12 protein-coding genes and 1 tRNA gene are annotated in these 13,348 nt (G+C 67.9%); 2 read left to right on the top strand and 11 right to left on the bottom strand.

Going from position 1 to position 13,348, the window contains the following annotated elements; translation table 11 throughout:
* Window positions 1-70: 70 nt before the first annotated feature.
* The 11 genes from nuoH to tpiA all read right to left on the bottom strand — a co-directional run bounded on the left by nuoH (window position 71) and on the right by tpiA (window position 10,220).
* Window positions 71-1,105, bottom strand: coding sequence for an NADH-quinone oxidoreductase subunit NuoH (nuoH, locus tag ML01_RS06780; RefSeq protein WP_058554646.1), 1,035 nt, complete (start codon window positions 1,103-1,105; stop codon window positions 71-73).
* The gene (gene nuoG, locus ML01_RS06785; protein WP_254045158.1) at window positions 1,102-3,519 is read right to left on the bottom strand and encodes an NADH-quinone oxidoreductase subunit NuoG; all 2,418 of its coding nucleotides are present in this window, start codon (window positions 3,517-3,519) and stop codon (window positions 1,102-1,104) included. The genes nuoH and nuoG overlap by 4 nt, the downstream gene beginning before the upstream one ends.
* 111 nt (window positions 3,520-3,630) lie before the next feature.
* Window positions 3,631-4,920, bottom strand: coding sequence for an NADH-quinone oxidoreductase subunit NuoF (gene nuoF, locus ML01_RS06790; RefSeq protein ID WP_082674031.1), 1,290 nt, complete (start codon window positions 4,918-4,920; stop codon window positions 3,631-3,633).
* A 57-nt stretch (window positions 4,921-4,977) separates the two neighbouring features.
* Window positions 4,978-5,505, bottom strand: a complete 528-nt coding sequence (nuoE, locus tag ML01_RS06795) for an NADH-quinone oxidoreductase subunit NuoE (protein ID WP_058554647.1) — start codon at window positions 5,503-5,505, stop codon at window positions 4,978-4,980.
* Window positions 5,505-6,764 carry an NADH-quinone oxidoreductase subunit D gene (locus ML01_RS06800; protein ID WP_058554648.1) on the bottom strand — a complete coding sequence of 420 codons (1,260 nt, stop codon included), beginning with the start codon at window positions 6,762-6,764 and terminating at the stop codon, window positions 5,505-5,507. Before ML01_RS06800 ends, nuoE begins: the two co-directional genes overlap by 1 nt.
* Window positions 6,757-7,515 (bottom strand): NADH-quinone oxidoreductase subunit C, encoded by a 759-nt coding sequence (locus ML01_RS06805; RefSeq protein WP_058554649.1) that lies wholly within the window; start codon window positions 7,513-7,515, stop codon window positions 6,757-6,759. Before ML01_RS06805 ends, ML01_RS06800 begins: the two co-directional genes overlap by 8 nt.
* Window positions 7,516-7,545: 30 nt before the next feature.
* Window positions 7,546-8,022 carry an NADH-quinone oxidoreductase subunit B family protein gene (locus tag ML01_RS06810; RefSeq protein WP_058554650.1) on the bottom strand — a complete coding sequence of 159 codons (477 nt, stop codon included), beginning with the start codon at window positions 8,020-8,022 and terminating at the stop codon, window positions 7,546-7,548.
* A gap of 78 nt (window positions 8,023-8,100) precedes the next feature.
* Complete coding sequence (locus tag ML01_RS06815) at window positions 8,101-8,457, bottom strand: NADH-quinone oxidoreductase subunit A (RefSeq protein WP_058554651.1); 357 nt, start codon at window positions 8,455-8,457, stop codon at window positions 8,101-8,103.
* A 203-nt stretch (window positions 8,458-8,660) separates the two neighbouring features.
* Window positions 8,661-8,745, bottom strand: a tRNA-Leu gene (locus tag ML01_RS06820).
* Window positions 8,746-8,802: 57 nt separating this feature from the next.
* Window positions 8,803-9,366, bottom strand: coding sequence for a preprotein translocase subunit SecG (gene secG, locus ML01_RS26960; RefSeq protein WP_082674032.1), 564 nt, complete (start codon window positions 9,364-9,366; stop codon window positions 8,803-8,805).
* A gap of 92 nt (window positions 9,367-9,458) precedes the next feature.
* The gene (tpiA, locus tag ML01_RS06830; protein ID WP_058554652.1) at window positions 9,459-10,220 is read right to left on the bottom strand and encodes a triose-phosphate isomerase; all 762 of its coding nucleotides are present in this window, start codon (window positions 10,218-10,220) and stop codon (window positions 9,459-9,461) included.
* Between the two features lie 114 nt (window positions 10,221-10,334).
* Here tpiA and smpB point away from each other — a divergent pair, with 114 nt between their 5' ends.
* Together smpB and hsdR are read left to right on the top strand one after the other, a co-directional pair.
* Complete coding sequence (gene smpB, locus ML01_RS06835; RefSeq protein WP_058554653.1) at window positions 10,335-10,817, top strand: SsrA-binding protein SmpB; 483 nt, start codon at window positions 10,335-10,337, stop codon at window positions 10,815-10,817.
* Window positions 10,818-10,934: 117 nt separating this feature from the next.
* Window positions 10,935-13,334, top strand: a complete 2,400-nt coding sequence (gene hsdR, locus ML01_RS06840) for an EcoAI/FtnUII family type I restriction enzme subunit R (RefSeq protein ID WP_058554654.1) — start codon at window positions 10,935-10,937, stop codon at window positions 13,332-13,334.
* The last annotated feature ends 14 nt before the right edge of the window (window positions 13,335-13,348 follow it).

Genomic DNA, 13,348 nt, shown 5'->3' on the forward strand with positions numbered 1-13,348 from the left:
GAGCATCTTGGCCGAAGGCTTCGGGCGAGCATCTTCCTAGCCCCTAGCCCCTAGCCCCCAGATCCTTTCTTCAAGACCACCACGGCGGCAGCTTCACGAGCACCGCAAGCGCGACGACCAGGATCCAGACGATGGTGATCGGAATGAACACCTTCCAACCGAGCCGCATGATCTGATCGTAGCGGTAGCGCGGAAAGGTCGCCCGCAGCCACAGGAAGACGAACATGAAGAAGAACGTCTTCAACAGCAGCCAAACGGTGCCGGGCACGAAGGCCGTGGCCGCGTCCAGCAGTGGCAGGTTCTGAAAGGGCGACAACCAACCACCGAAGAACAGCAGCGTGGTCAGCACCGCGATCAGGACCATGTTCGCGTACTCGGCGAGGAAGAAGATCGCGAAGGCCATGCCCGAGTATTCGACATGGAAGCCCGCCACGATCTCGGACTCGCCCTCGGCGACATCGAAGGGCGCGCGGTTGGTCTCGGCCACGCCGGAGATGTAGTAGACGCCGAACAGCGGCAGCAGCGGCAGCCAGAACCAGGTGAGGAAGCTTCCGGACTGTGCCTCCACGATGGCGCTCAGGTTCAAACTGCCGGCGGCCACCAGCACGCCCACCAGCGCGAAGCCCATCGCGATCTCGTAGGCGACGATCTGTGCCGCGGCGCGCATGGCGCCGAGCAGCGCGTACTTGGAGTTGGATGCCCAGCCCGCGATGATGACGCCATAGACGCCGAGCGAGGTCAGCGCCAGCACGTACAGGAGCCCGGCATTGATATCCGCGAGCACGAGCCCCGCATCGAAGGGCACCACCGCCCAGGCCGCGAGCGCGGGGGCGATGGCGATGAGCGGTGCAAGCAAGAAGAGCCCCTTGTTCGCCTTGCTCGGGACGATGATCTCCTTGACCATCAGCTTCAGCGCATCGGCGATGGGCTGCAGCAGGCCGCGCCAGCCGACCCGGTTCGGGCCGATGCGCACCTGGATGTAGCCGATGACCTTGCGCTCGGCGTAGGTGTAGTAGGCCACGATGCCGAGCAGCGGCAGGATGATCGTGAGCGTCGCGATGATGCTCTGCAGCGGCAGCGGCAGCGCGTTCCAAAGATCCATCATGCCGGCAACGCCTCCGCGCTCGCTTTGGTGATGCGGATCGGGCCGATGGCCGGACCAAGGGCCTCGCTGCCGGCGACGGCGGCGGGCAGCCGCGCGGCGCCGGGCGCGAGGGTGTCGTCGAGCGCCACCGGCACCCGCGCGCTACCGCGGCCCTGGTTGACCGCGGCGATATCGCCTGCGCCGAGCCCGAGCCGCGCCGCGTCGTCCGGGTGCAAACGCAGCACCCAGCGCCCGGCCAGCGGCGTCTGCTGCAATGCGGGCGCCGCGCGCACAAGCTGATCCGTCGCGTAGATGGGCACGTCGCCGACGCGCATCAGCTCCCCCGACTGCGCCGACGGCAGCGGCTGCTGCAAGCCGTAATCGCCGCGGCGGGCGTTGTCGAGCGCGATCGACGCACAGTGCGCCGCGACATCGTCGTGCACCTGTTTGGCGCTGCCGTAATCGAAGCCGTCCAATTCCAAGAGATTCCCGAGCACGCGCAGCACCTTCCAGCCCGGACGCGCCTCGCCCGGCGGCGCCACCGCGCCCTGGAAGCGCTGCCAGCGCCCCTCTGCGTTGACGAAGGTGCCGGACGTTTCGGCAAAGGCCGAGATGGGCAGCAGCACATGCGCCACGGCATCGAGATCCGGGGTGCGGAACGCCGAGCAGGCGATGACCTGCTCGGCATCGGCCAGCGCGGCCCGCGCCCGCACCGGGTCGATGAGATCGAGATCGGGTGACAGGCCCCAGAGCACATAGGCTCGACGTGGCTCGGTGACCATCGCGAGCGCATCGAGCCCGGGGCCGTCCAGTGCCGCGCCGGCGGGCCCGAGGTGCGGCACCGCCCCGGCCAGCATGGCGCCGACGGAGTTGGCGGCCGGCGGCAGAAAGCCGAGTCGGCAGCCGGAAGCCGCCGCGATCAGGTCCGCCAGCTCCTTCAGCAGCGTGTAGTCCGGGTCGGCCTCGGCGAGCGCGCCGAGCAGCACCAGCCCCCTGCCCTCCTCGCCGGCGGACTTGAGCTCCATCGCCACGCGTGCGTCCGCCTCGCCGGGGCTCGCTTGCCCCAGCAGCGCAGCGGCGGCACCGCCGGCGCTCACCGACAGCGCCCGGGCGATGGCCGCGAGCTGCGCGGTCAGCCGGCCCGGTGCCGCGGTGAGCTGCCGCGCCGGATGGGTCAGCGCGAGCGCATAGGGGTTCAGCACGGTGATGGCGGCGCCGTGCAGCGCTGCCTTGCGCAGCCGATGTGCCAACAGCGGCTGCTCGGCGCGGATGTCGCTGCCAATGACGAGCACCGCTTGCTGCTGCTCGAGCTCGGCGATGGGGACGCCGAGCCATGGCACGGCCGGGTCCGCGCGGTCGCCGCGGAAGTCCTGGCGGCGCAGCCGCGTGTCGATGTGCCGCCCGCCCATGGCCCGCAGCAGGCGCTGGGCCAGCCAGCACTCCTCCAACGTCGCCGTCGGCGTCATGAGCCAGCCGAGCTGCTCCGGGTCCGCCGCGCGCAGGATGTCCGCCGTGGCGTGCAGCGCCTCCTGCCACTCCACCGGACGCCAGCGGCCGTCCTGGCCCTTCAGCATTGGCGTGTCAAGGCGGCTGTCGCTGTTCAAGCCCTGGTAGCTGAAGCGGTCGCGGTCGGAGATCCAGGTCTCGTTCACCGGCTCGTTGTCGCGCGGGTGCACGCGCATGACGCGGCCGTCGCGGGTATGCAGGTGCAGGTTGGAGCCCACCGCGTCGTGCGCGGCAATGCTCTCCTCGGCGGTCAGCTCCCAGGGCCGCGCGGTGAAGCGGTAGGGCTTCGAGGTCAGCGCGCCGACGGGACAGAGATCGATGATGTTGCCGGAGAGCTCGTGCGCGACGGCGTGCTCGACGAAGGTGCCGATGCGCATGTCCTCGCCGCGGCCGGTGGCGCCGAGCTCGCGCACGCCCGCGATCTCGGCACCGAAGCGCACGCAGCGGGTGCAGTGGATGCAGCGGGTCATGTCGGTGGCGATGAGCGGACCGAGATCCTCGTCCTTGACCACGCGCTTGCGCTCGGAAAAGCGCGATACGTCCTCGCCGTAGCCCATGGACACGTCTTGGAGCTCGCACTCGCCGCCCTGGTCACAGATGGGGCAGTCCAGCGGGTGGTTGATGAGCAGGAACTCCATGGTGCCGCGCTGCGCATCAAGCGCCTTCGGCGAGCGCGTCAGCACCTTCATGCCCTCGGTGACGGGGGTCGCGCAGGCCGGCACGGGCTTCGGGAACGGCCGCCCAGCGGCCTCCGCCTCCACCAGGCACATGCGGCAGTTGGCGGCGATGGACAGCTTCTCGTGATAACAGAAGCGCGGGACCGGGATGCCCTCGCGGTCGGTCACCGCGATGATCATCTCGCCCGGCACGGCCGTGCAGATGCGGCCGTCGATCTCTATGCTGATCTCTTCGGTGATCTCTTCGGCCATGTGCTCTGGTTCCGCTCCCGTGCCCCGCTGAGGCTGGTGATCGTTCGTCGGCGACCGGTCGCTGCCCGGTGCAACGTCGGGTGTCTCGGGCGCCCGCGGCGTGGCGCCTGCTCAGGCGGCCTGCACCAAGGGCTTGCCGTGCTCGATCAGGTATTCGAACTCGTGCCGATAGTGCTTCAAGAAGCTCTGCACCGGCATGGCCGCGGCATCGCCGAGGGCGCAGATGGTACGCCCGCCGATGCGGCCGGCGACATTATCCAGCAAATCCAGGTCCGACGGCCGGCCGTCCCCGTGCAGGATGCGATGCAGCACCCGCGCGAGCCAGCCGGTACCCTCGCGGCAGGGCGTGCACTGGCCGCAGGACTCATGCGCATAAAAGTGCGCGAGATTCGCGAGCACCTTCACCATGCAGGTGCCCTCGGCGATAACGATGACGGCGCCGGAGCCGAGCATGGAGCCCGCCTTGGCGATGGCGTCGTAGTCCATGTCGGTTTCCATCATCACAGCGCCCGGCACCACGGGCACCGACGAGCCGCCCGGAATCACGGCCTTGAGCGCTCGCCCGCCGCTGACGCCGCCGGCCATGGCCAAGAGCTCCCGGAACGGCGTGCCGAGGGGCACCTCGAAGTTCGCGGGCTTGCTGACGTGGCCGGTGACGGAAAAGAGCTTCGGCCCGCCGTTGTTCGGCCGGCCCTGCTCCAGGAACCACTGGCCGCCCTTCTCGAGAATCACCGGGATGGAGGCCAGCGACTCGGTGTTGTTGATGGTCGTTGGACGGCCGTAGAGGCCGACCTGCGCCGGGAACGGCGGCTTGAAGCGCGGCTGGCCCTTCTTACCCTCGAGAGACTCCAGCAGCGCCGTCTCCTCGCCACAGATGTAGGCGCCGGCGCCCAGGTGCGAATAGAGGTCGAAGTCGATGCCCGAGCCCTGCACGTCCTTGCCGAGCAGACCCGCGGCGTAGGCCTCCGCGAGGGCCGCCTCGAAGCGCGCGATGGGTTCGTAGAACTCGCCGCGGGTGTAGTTGTAGCCGACGGTGGCACCGATGCAGTAACCGGCGATGGCCATGCCCTCAATCAGTTGGTGCGGGTTGTAGCGCAGGATGTCGCGGTCCTTGCAGGTGCCGGGCTCGCCCTCGTCGGAGTTGCAGACGATGTACTTCTGCCCCGGCTTGTTGCGCGGCATGAAGCTCCACTTGAGCCCGGTCGGGAAGCCGGCACCGCCGCGGCCGCGCAACGCCGAGCGCTTGATCGCCTCGATCAGCGACTCGGCCGACGGCTTCTCGCGCAGGATGCGCTCCCATTGCGCGTAGCCGCCGAGGCTACGGTAGCTCTTCAGCGTGTGCCGCACCTTGGGCTTCAGGTGCATGTTGCGGAAGCAGACGGTGTTCTGGTTGTCGACCATGTGGCGTGACCTTGGGCTCGTGCCGCCCGGGTGCTGTCCCGGCGTGGCACGCGGTTGTCAGTCGAGCTTGGAGATGATCTTGTCGATGTCGTCCTTCGTCACCGACTCGTGATAGGTCTTGTCGACCAGCACGGCCGGCGCGTCGCGACAGGCCCCCAGGCACTCGAATTCCTTCACCGTGAACTTGCCGTCCTTCGAGGTCCCGCCGGGCGCGACGCCATGACGGCGCTCGATGTGCGCGAGCAGCGCCTCGGAGCCGTTGAGCATGCAGGACACGCTGTTGCAAATGCAGATCTTGTGGCGGCCCACCGGCTCCAGGTCGTACATCGCGTAGAAGGTGGCGACCTCATAGACGGCCACCTCCGGCATGTCCAGGTAGGCCGCGATCTGATCCATGAGATCTTTGCTGAGCCAGCCGCCGTTGTGGTCCTGCACGATGGTCAGCGCCGGCATGACGGCGGATTGCTTCCATTCCGGCGGGTACTTCGCGACGTGCGTGTCGATCTCGGCGCGAATCTCGGGCGTTAGCAGCGTGCTCTTGTCCACGTCGTGGACAACGGCGAGCGGTGCGTTGCGAAAGCTCATCAGCGGTCGATCTCCCCGAACACGATATCCATGGTGCCGATGATGGCGACCACGTCCGCGAGCATGTGGCCCCGCGACATCTCGTCCAGCGCGGCCAAGTGCGGAAAGCCGGGGGCGCGCACCTTGAGCCGGTACGGCTTGTTGGCGCCGTCGGAGATGATGTAGCAGCCGAATTCGCCCTTCGGCGCCTCGACGGCCGCATAGACCTCGCCGGGCGGCGGGCAATAGCCCTCGGTGAAGAGTTTGAAGTGGTGAATTAGGGCTTCCATGTCGTCCTTCATGTCCACCCGCGCCGGCGGCGTGACCTTGTGGTCATCGAGCATCACGGGACCCGGATGTGCGCGCAGCCAGTCGATGCACTGCTTGATGATGCGGTTCGACTGGCGCATCTCCTCGATGCGCACCAGGTAGCGGTCGTAGCAGTCGCCGTTCTGGCCCACCGGGACGTCGAAGTCCATGTCCGCATAGGCGGCGTAGGGCTGTTTCTTGCGCAGGTCCCACGCAATGCCGGAGCCGCGGATCATCGGACCCGTGAAACCCAAGCTCAGCGCCCGCTCCGGACTCACGACGCCGATGCCGACGGTGCGCTGCTTCCAGATGCGATTGTCCGTGAGCAGCGTCTCGTACTCGTCAACGAGCCCCGGGAAGCGGTGCGTGAAGTCCTCGAGGAAGTCGAGCAGCGAGCCGCTGCGGGCCTCGTTCAGCTTCTCGATGGCCGCCTTGCCGTGCCACTTGGTGCTGGTCTCCGGGAAGCGCGGCATCTGTGCCGGCAGGTCGCGGTAGACGCCGCCCGGGCGGTAATAGGTCGCGTGCAGGCGCGCTCCCGAGACCGCCTCGTAGCAGTCCATCAGGTCTTCGCGCTCGCGGAAGCAGTACAGGAACACGCTCATGGCGCCGACATCAAGCGCGTGCGCGCCGAGCCACATCAAGTGGTTCAGGATGCGCGTGATCTCATCGAACAGCGTGCGGATGTACTGCGCACGGATCGGTGCCTCGATGCCGAGCAGCTTCTCGATGGCGCGCACGTAGCCGTGCTCGTTGCACATCATGGACACGTAGTCCAGCCGGTCCATGTAGCCGATACTCTGGTTGAACGGCTTGGACTCGGCGAGCTTCTCGGTGCCGCGGTGCAGCAGCCCGATGTGCGGGTCGGCGCGGTCGATGACCTCGCCGTCCATCTCCAGCACCAGGCGCAGCACGCCGTGCGCGGCCGGGTGCTGCGGACCGAAGTTCAGCGTGTAGTTGCGGATCTCAGGCATTGGCGGCGTTTCCGGTGGCGCCTTGGGTCGCGTCCTGCGCAGCCCGCGCGGCGCGGGCCTGCTCCTCGGTCACGTAGCGGCTGTCGTTGCGGATGACCTTGGGCACGAGCGTACGCGGGACGATGTCCACCGGTTCGTAAACCACGCGCGCCTGCTCCGGGTCGTAGCGCATGGCCACGTGGCCGATGAGCGGGAAGTCCTTGCGGAACGGGTGCCCAACGAAGCCGTAGTCGGTCAGGATGCGGCGCAGGTCCGGATGACCGCGGAACAGGATGCCAAAGAGGTCGAAGGCCTCGCGCTCGAACCAGTTCGCAACCGACCAGATGTCGGCCACGGAGTCCACCATCGGCTGGCTGCCGCCGGCATACACCCTGAGTCTGAGCCGGCGGTTGTACTCCACGGACAGCAGGTGGTACACAACGGCGAAGCGCCGCGGGTCGTCGTCCGCCAGCTCAACGTCGCGATCGACACCGCGGCCGAAGCCGGTGCTGGAGGCGTCCTCGGTGTCCCACTCGGACTTGCCATAGGCCGCGTAGTCTACGCCGCACAGATCGATGAGCTGCTCGAAGCGGAAGGCGGCGGCGTCCCGGAGCAGCTCGCAAACGAGCTTGAGCTGCGGCGCCGGTACGGTGAGCGTGAGCTCGCCGAGGTCCGAGCCCAGCTCAAAGCCGGCGCCCGACCAGCGCTCGCGCAAGAGGTCGGCGAGGGTGTCGAGGCGCGCGTCGCCGGTGGAAGCAAGCGTGTCGGACATGGCTGCGACTGCGGAACTTGCGAGGGCGCGTCAGCGCGCGATGGTATTGGTACGGCGGATCTTGTTCTGCAGTTGCAGCACGCCGTACAGAAGTGCCTCGGCCGTGGGCGGGCAGCCCGGCACGTAGACATCCACGGGCACGATGCGATCGCAGCCGCGCACCACCGCGTAGGAATAGTGGTAGTAGCCGCCGCCGTTCGCGCAGGAGCCCATCGAGATCACCCAGCGCGGCTCGGCCATCTGGTCGTAGACGCGCCGCAACGCTGGCGCCATCTTGTTGACCAAGGTGCCGGCGACGATCATGACGTCGGACTGGCGCGGACTCGGCCGAAAGATGATGCCGAAGCGGTCAAGGTCGTAGCGCGCGGCGCCCGCGTGCATCATCTCGACGGCACAGCAGGCCAGGCCGAAGGTCATCGGCCAGAGCGAGCCGGTGCGCGCCCAGTTAATCAGCTTGTCGGCGGTCGTCGTGACGACGCCCTCCTCGAGCACGCCTTCAATGCCCATGGTGCGCTTCTCCGAAGTTCAGCGGGGATACGGCTTCCGCGATCGGGTCTGTCACGCCCGGGTCACTCCCACGCCTGATCACTCCCACTCGAGGGCACCCTTGCGCCACTCATACAGGAACCCGACGACGAGTATCCCGAGAAACACCGACATGGCGATGAAGCCTGCGATGCCAAGGTCCTCCAGCACCACGGCCCAAGGGAACAGGAACGCGATCTCGAGATCGAAGATAATAAACAGGATGGCGACGAGGTAGTAGCGCACGTCGAACTTCATGCGCGCGTGCTCAAACGCCTCGAAACCGCACTCGTACGGGGAGTCTTTGGCCTGGTCCGGGCGGCGCGGGCCAAGTAGCATCCCGAGCACCCGCGGCACGAAGCCGATGAGGAGCGCGATGACGATGAAGATCAGGATATGGAGATAGTCTTCCAGCACGCGCCGCTCGCTCGCTCAATGTGAAGGATTGCCGCAGCAAATGCTGCGCCCCGGTGCGGGCGGGAGTGTAGAGCCGCGGGAACCCGGCTGTCAAGCTGACAGACTAGCGTTATTCCTTGCAATTTCAGGCAGTTGGCCGCATCGCCGACTGCTTTGGCAGGACCCCGTTGGCCGGCATGTCCGGCGCACGGGGCTGCGATTGTTGGTGCCGACGGCCGGACTCGAACCGGCACGGCTTGCGCCACTGCCCCCTCAAGACAGCGTGTCTACCAATTTCACCACGTCGGCGAAAGATCTCGGGGCTCGACCTTAGGTTGTCGAGCGCTCCGGGAAGGCCCGGCCATTCTATTGCGTATCCCGCTCCTGCTCCTGCTCCTGCTCCTGCTCCTGCTCCTGCTCCTGCGTATCCTGCTCCCCGAGCGTCGGCGTGTCATCCTCGGCGGTGGCGCCTGCCTCCGCAGGCACGAACGCCGGCGCGTCCACGACCGGAGGCAGATCATCCTGCTCCGCCACGGGGGGCAAGTCCGCCTCCTCCGCGCTCGCTGGCACGCCCTCCGGCGGGGCGGGCTCGGCCGCGGCCCGCGCCGGCGCGTCATCGGCCGGTTCGGGCAGATCACCCAGCGTCCCGCTGGATGGTGCCGGCAGCGCGACGTCGTCCATGAGGCCCGCCGGCTCCCCTACCTGCGATGCATAGTAGGCCAGCGCCATGCTGGTGAGGAAGAAGAGCGTCGCCATGATCGCGGTGATCCGCGTCAGGAAAGACCCCGAACCCTGCGCACCGAACACGGTGGCCGACGCACCACTGCCGAAGGCAGCACCGGCGTCGGCGCCCTTGCCGTGCTGGATCAGGATAAGCCCGATCAGCCCTAGGGCGAGCATCAAGTGCAGAACGGTCAGAAAGAGTTGCATGGGTTTCCGTTACTACTGGTACAGCGGCTGGGTATAGCGGCGGCGCAGCATCGGGCGCTCGGTCATTCGCTGCATCAGGCCGCGTCGCTGCATCAAGCCGCGTCCTCGCCTGCCTGGCAGATGGCGAGGAAGTCCGACGCCTTCAGCGCCGCACCGCCGATCAGGCCGCCGTCGATGTCCGCTTGGCCGATGAGCTCGACGGCGTTGCCGGGCTTCATGCTGCCGCCGTAAAGGATGCGCAGACCCTCGGCGACCGCTTTGTTCTTTGCGGCGATACGCTCGCGCAAGAACGCGTGCACTTCTTGTGCCTGCTCAGGCGTCGCCGTCACGCCGGTGCCGATGGCCCACACGGGCTCATAGGCGACGACGCCGACCGCATAAGCCTCGGCACCGCCTAGGTCCAGGACCGCGTCGATATGCCTGGCGACCACCTCTTCGGTCTTGCCGCTCTCACGCTCGTCCAGCGTCTCGCCGACGCAGAGAATTGGCGTGACGCCGCCGGCCACGGCGCGCGCATACTTGCGCGCGATGATCGCATCCGTCTCGCCGTTGAACTGGCGCCGCTCGGAGTGCCCGACGATGGCGTAACGGCAGCCGAAGTCCTTCAGCATGGCGGCGGACACCTGCCCGGTGAAGGCGCCGGCCTCTTCCCTTGACACGTCCTGCGAGCCCCACGCGATGGCCGTCCCGGCCAGCATCTGCTCGGCGACGTACAGATACGGAAACGGCGGGCAGACGGCGATCTCGACCTTCTGCATCGACGCCGCACCGGCGACGATGCCGCGAATCAGCTCCGCAGCCTCCGCCTTGCTGCCGTTCATCTTCCAATTGCCAGCGATGAAAGGCCGTCGCATGGGTAATCCCCCGCTGAAAAGCCGCTAAGTGTAGCGTTGCCCCCCCGAGGGCGCAACCAACCTTTGCGCTTTGTGAGTTACGATCTGAGTGCGCGATAGCTTACACTCCCACGCATGACCAAAGGAAAAAAGAACAAGTCCGCCGGCGGCGGCAACACCATCGCCCTCAACAAGCAGGCGGGGCACGAGTATCACATCGAGCAGCGTTTCGAGTGCGGCCTCGCGCTCGAGGGCTGGGAGGTCAAGGGCATGCGCGCCGGGCGGGTGCAGCTCAAGGAGAGCTACGTCAAGATCCTGCACGCCGAGGCCTTTTTGATCGGCGCGCACATCTCGCCGCTCGCCTCCGCCTCCACGCACGTGCAGCCCGACCCGACCCGCAGCCGCAAGCTCCTGCTGCACCGCGCCGAGCTGAACCGCCTCATCGGCCAGACCGAGCGCGCCGGTTACACCCTGGTGCCCACCGCGCTGTACTGGAAGCGCGGTCGCGCCAAGCTCGAGATCGGCCTCGCCAAGGGCAAGAAGCTCCACGACAAGCGCGCCACCGAGAAAGACCGCGACTGGGCGCGCGAGAAGGAGCGGATCTTCAAGCAGGGCTGAGCCTCGGTGGTGCCGGTTTCCAGCCGGCTCACCTTGCGCTGACCAAGCGCGCCGCCCGTGCGACACTCGACATAGACGCACACAGCCACCGCCGAGCGTCGGCGGAGGACACCAGGGATGCCGCTCAACGAAGCCGACACCTGCCGGGTTTATGTGACACCGCGCCTGCGCGACGCGGGCTGGGAGACCGAGCCGCACTCGCTGTCGGAGCAATACGGCTATACCGATGGGCGCATCCGCATCCTAGACGGGCGCCCCGTCCGCGGCGAGCGCAAGCGCGTCGACTACCTGCTGCGGTTCCTGCGCGACCTGCCCATCGCCACCGTCGAGGCCAAGCCCGAGGACGCCCCCGAGGGCACCGGCCTGCAGCAGTCCAAGGGCTATGCCACCGACTTGGATCTGAGGTTCGCCTACGCCACCAACGGCCACTGGATCATCGAGTTCGACTTCATCCGCGGCACCGAGACCAGCCTCGACGCCTTCCCGACACCGGCAGAGTTGTTCACCCGCCTCAAGGCCGCGCAGGGGCTCGACGACCGCCGCGCCAAGCAATTCCTGACCCCGGCCCATCACCAGCCCGAGCGGCCCCTGCGCTACTACCAGCAGATTGCGATCGCGCGCGTGCTGACCGCGATCCTGTCCGGCGAGCCGCGCATCCTGCTCTGCATGGCCACCGGCACCGGCAAGACGACCGTCGCCTTTCAGATCTGCTGGCGGCTGTGGCAGGCGCGCTGGAATCTTGCCGGGCTGCACCGCAAGCCGCGCATGCTCTTCCTCGCCGACCGCAATGTGCTCGTGGATGATCCGATGGCGAAGGACTTCGCCCCGTTCGGCAACACGCGCTGGAAGATCGACGGCCGCCGCGTGCACAAGAGCCGGGAGATGTGCTTCGCGATCTACCAGGCCCTCGCCGCCGACACCGCCAGGCCCGGCCTGTACCGCGAGTACCCGCCGGACTTCTTCGACCTCATCGTCATCGACGAATGCCACCGTGGCAGCGCGCGCGACGAGAGCAGTTGGCGCGAGATTCTGGAGTGGTTCCACCCCGCCTGCCAGCTCGGCATGACCGCGACCCCGCTGCGCGACGACAACCGCGACAGCTACCGCTACTTCGGCAGCCCGGTCTACAGCTACAGCCTGCGCCAGGGCATCGACGACGGCTTTCTCGCCCCCTACCGCGTGCACCGCGTCATCACGGACGTAGACGCCACCGGCTGGCGCCCGAGCCGCGACGAGCAGGACCGCTACGGCCGCCCGATCCCGGACGAGCACTACGAGACCAAGGACTTCGAGCGCATCATCGCGCTCAAGGCCCGCACCCGCGCCATCGCCAAGCACCTCTGCGACTTCATGCGCCGCGGCGACCGCTGGGCCAAGACCATCGTCTTCTGCGTCGATCAGGAGCACGCGCTAGTCATGCGCCAGGCCCTGACAGAGCTGAACCAGGACCTCGCCGCCCGCCGTCCGGACTACTGCGTCCGCATCACCGGCGACGAGGGCGAGCGCGGCCGGGCACTGCTCAGCCGCTTCCAGGAGCCAGACGAGCCCGCGCCCGCCATCGTCACGACCTCGCAGATGCTCACCACGGGCGTGGACGTGCCCACCTGCCGCAACGTCGTACTGGTGCGCGTCATCAACAGCGGCGGCGAGTTCAAACAGATCATCGGCCGCGGCACCCGCATCCGCGAGGACCACGGCAAGACCTGGTTCAACATCATCGACTACACCGGCTCCGCCACCCTGCGCTTCGCCGACGCCGACTTCGACGGCTTTCCGGACGCGCTCGACGTGACCGAGATCGACGCCGCCGGCAGCGCGACCGCAAGCACCGACATCGACCCCGAGTCCGCCGCCGACACCGCCACCCCGGCCGACCCAGGCACCGAGCCCGCCGGCGACCCGGACACCGCCACCAACGGCGCGTCCACCGTTGCCGACCCGGAGCCGCGCAAGCTCTACGTAGACGGCGGCAGGTTCCGCATCATCGGCCACGTCGTCTACGAGCACGACGACGCCGGCCGCCAACTGCGCGTCGTGCAGTACACCGACTACAGCGCCGAGCGCCTGCGCCTGCTGTTCGTCTCCGCCGATGAGCTGCGCGACCAATGGGCAGACCCCGTAACACGCGACGAGGTGCAGGCTCGCCTTGCACGCCACGGCATCGACGCCGCGCAGCTCGCGGACGCCGCCAGCCGCCCGGACGCCGACCCGCTCGATCTGCTTTGCCACCTCGCTTTCCAGAAGCCGCTGCGCACCCGCCGCGAGCGCGCCGAGTACCTGCGCCGGCAACAGCCCGACTTCTTCGAGCGCTGGAGCGCCACCGCCCGCGGTATCCTGAACGAGCTGCTGGACCGCTACACCGAGCACGGCCCCGGCGAGTTTCGCATCCCGGACGCCCTGCAAGTCCCGCCGCTCACCGAGCATGGCAACCCGCAGGAGATCGCCGAGCTGTTCGGCGGGCCGCTCGCGCTGCGCCAAGCCGTGACGCGCCTGCAGGCGCTGCTGTACCGGGCGTAATGCACTAGACTGCC

The sequence above is a fragment of the Thiohalocapsa sp. ML1 genome (genome assembly GCF_001469165.1).
GTDB lineage: Bacteria > Pseudomonadota > Gammaproteobacteria > Chromatiales > Chromatiaceae > Thiohalocapsa.

What these genes read in the sequence shown, in the direction of transcription:
- nuoH (WP_058554646.1), bottom strand. Translation starts at nt 1,105, where the DNA reads ATGATGGATCTTTGGAACGCGCTGCCGCTGCCGCTGCAGAGCATCATC.
- nuoG (WP_254045158.1), bottom strand. Translation starts at nt 3,519, where the DNA reads ATGGCCGAAGAGATCACCGAAGAGATCAGCATAGAGATCGACGGCCGC.
- nuoF (WP_082674031.1), bottom strand. Translation starts at nt 4,920, where the DNA reads ATGGTCGACAACCAGAACACCGTCTGCTTCCGCAACATGCACCTGAAG.
- nuoE (WP_058554647.1), bottom strand. Translation starts at nt 5,505, where the DNA reads ATGAGCTTTCGCAACGCACCGCTCGCCGTTGTCCACGACGTGGACAAG.
- ML01_RS06800 (WP_058554648.1), bottom strand. Translation starts at nt 6,764, where the DNA reads ATGCCTGAGATCCGCAACTACACGCTGAACTTCGGTCCGCAGCACCCG.
- ML01_RS06805 (WP_058554649.1), bottom strand. Translation starts at nt 7,515, where the DNA reads ATGTCCGACACGCTTGCTTCCACCGGCGACGCGCGCCTCGACACCCTC.
- ML01_RS06810 (WP_058554650.1), bottom strand. Translation starts at nt 8,022, where the DNA reads ATGGGCATTGAAGGCGTGCTCGAGGAGGGCGTCGTCACGACGACCGCC.
- secG (WP_082674032.1), bottom strand. Translation starts at nt 9,366, where the DNA reads ATGCAACTCTTTCTGACCGTTCTGCACTTGATGCTCGCCCTAGGGCTG.
- tpiA (WP_058554652.1), bottom strand. Translation starts at nt 10,220, where the DNA reads ATGCGACGGCCTTTCATCGCTGGCAATTGGAAGATGAACGGCAGCAAG.
- smpB (WP_058554653.1), top strand. Translation starts at nt 10,335, where the DNA reads ATGACCAAAGGAAAAAAGAACAAGTCCGCCGGCGGCGGCAACACCATC.
- hsdR (WP_058554654.1), top strand. Translation starts at nt 10,935, where the DNA reads ATGCCGCTCAACGAAGCCGACACCTGCCGGGTTTATGTGACACCGCGC.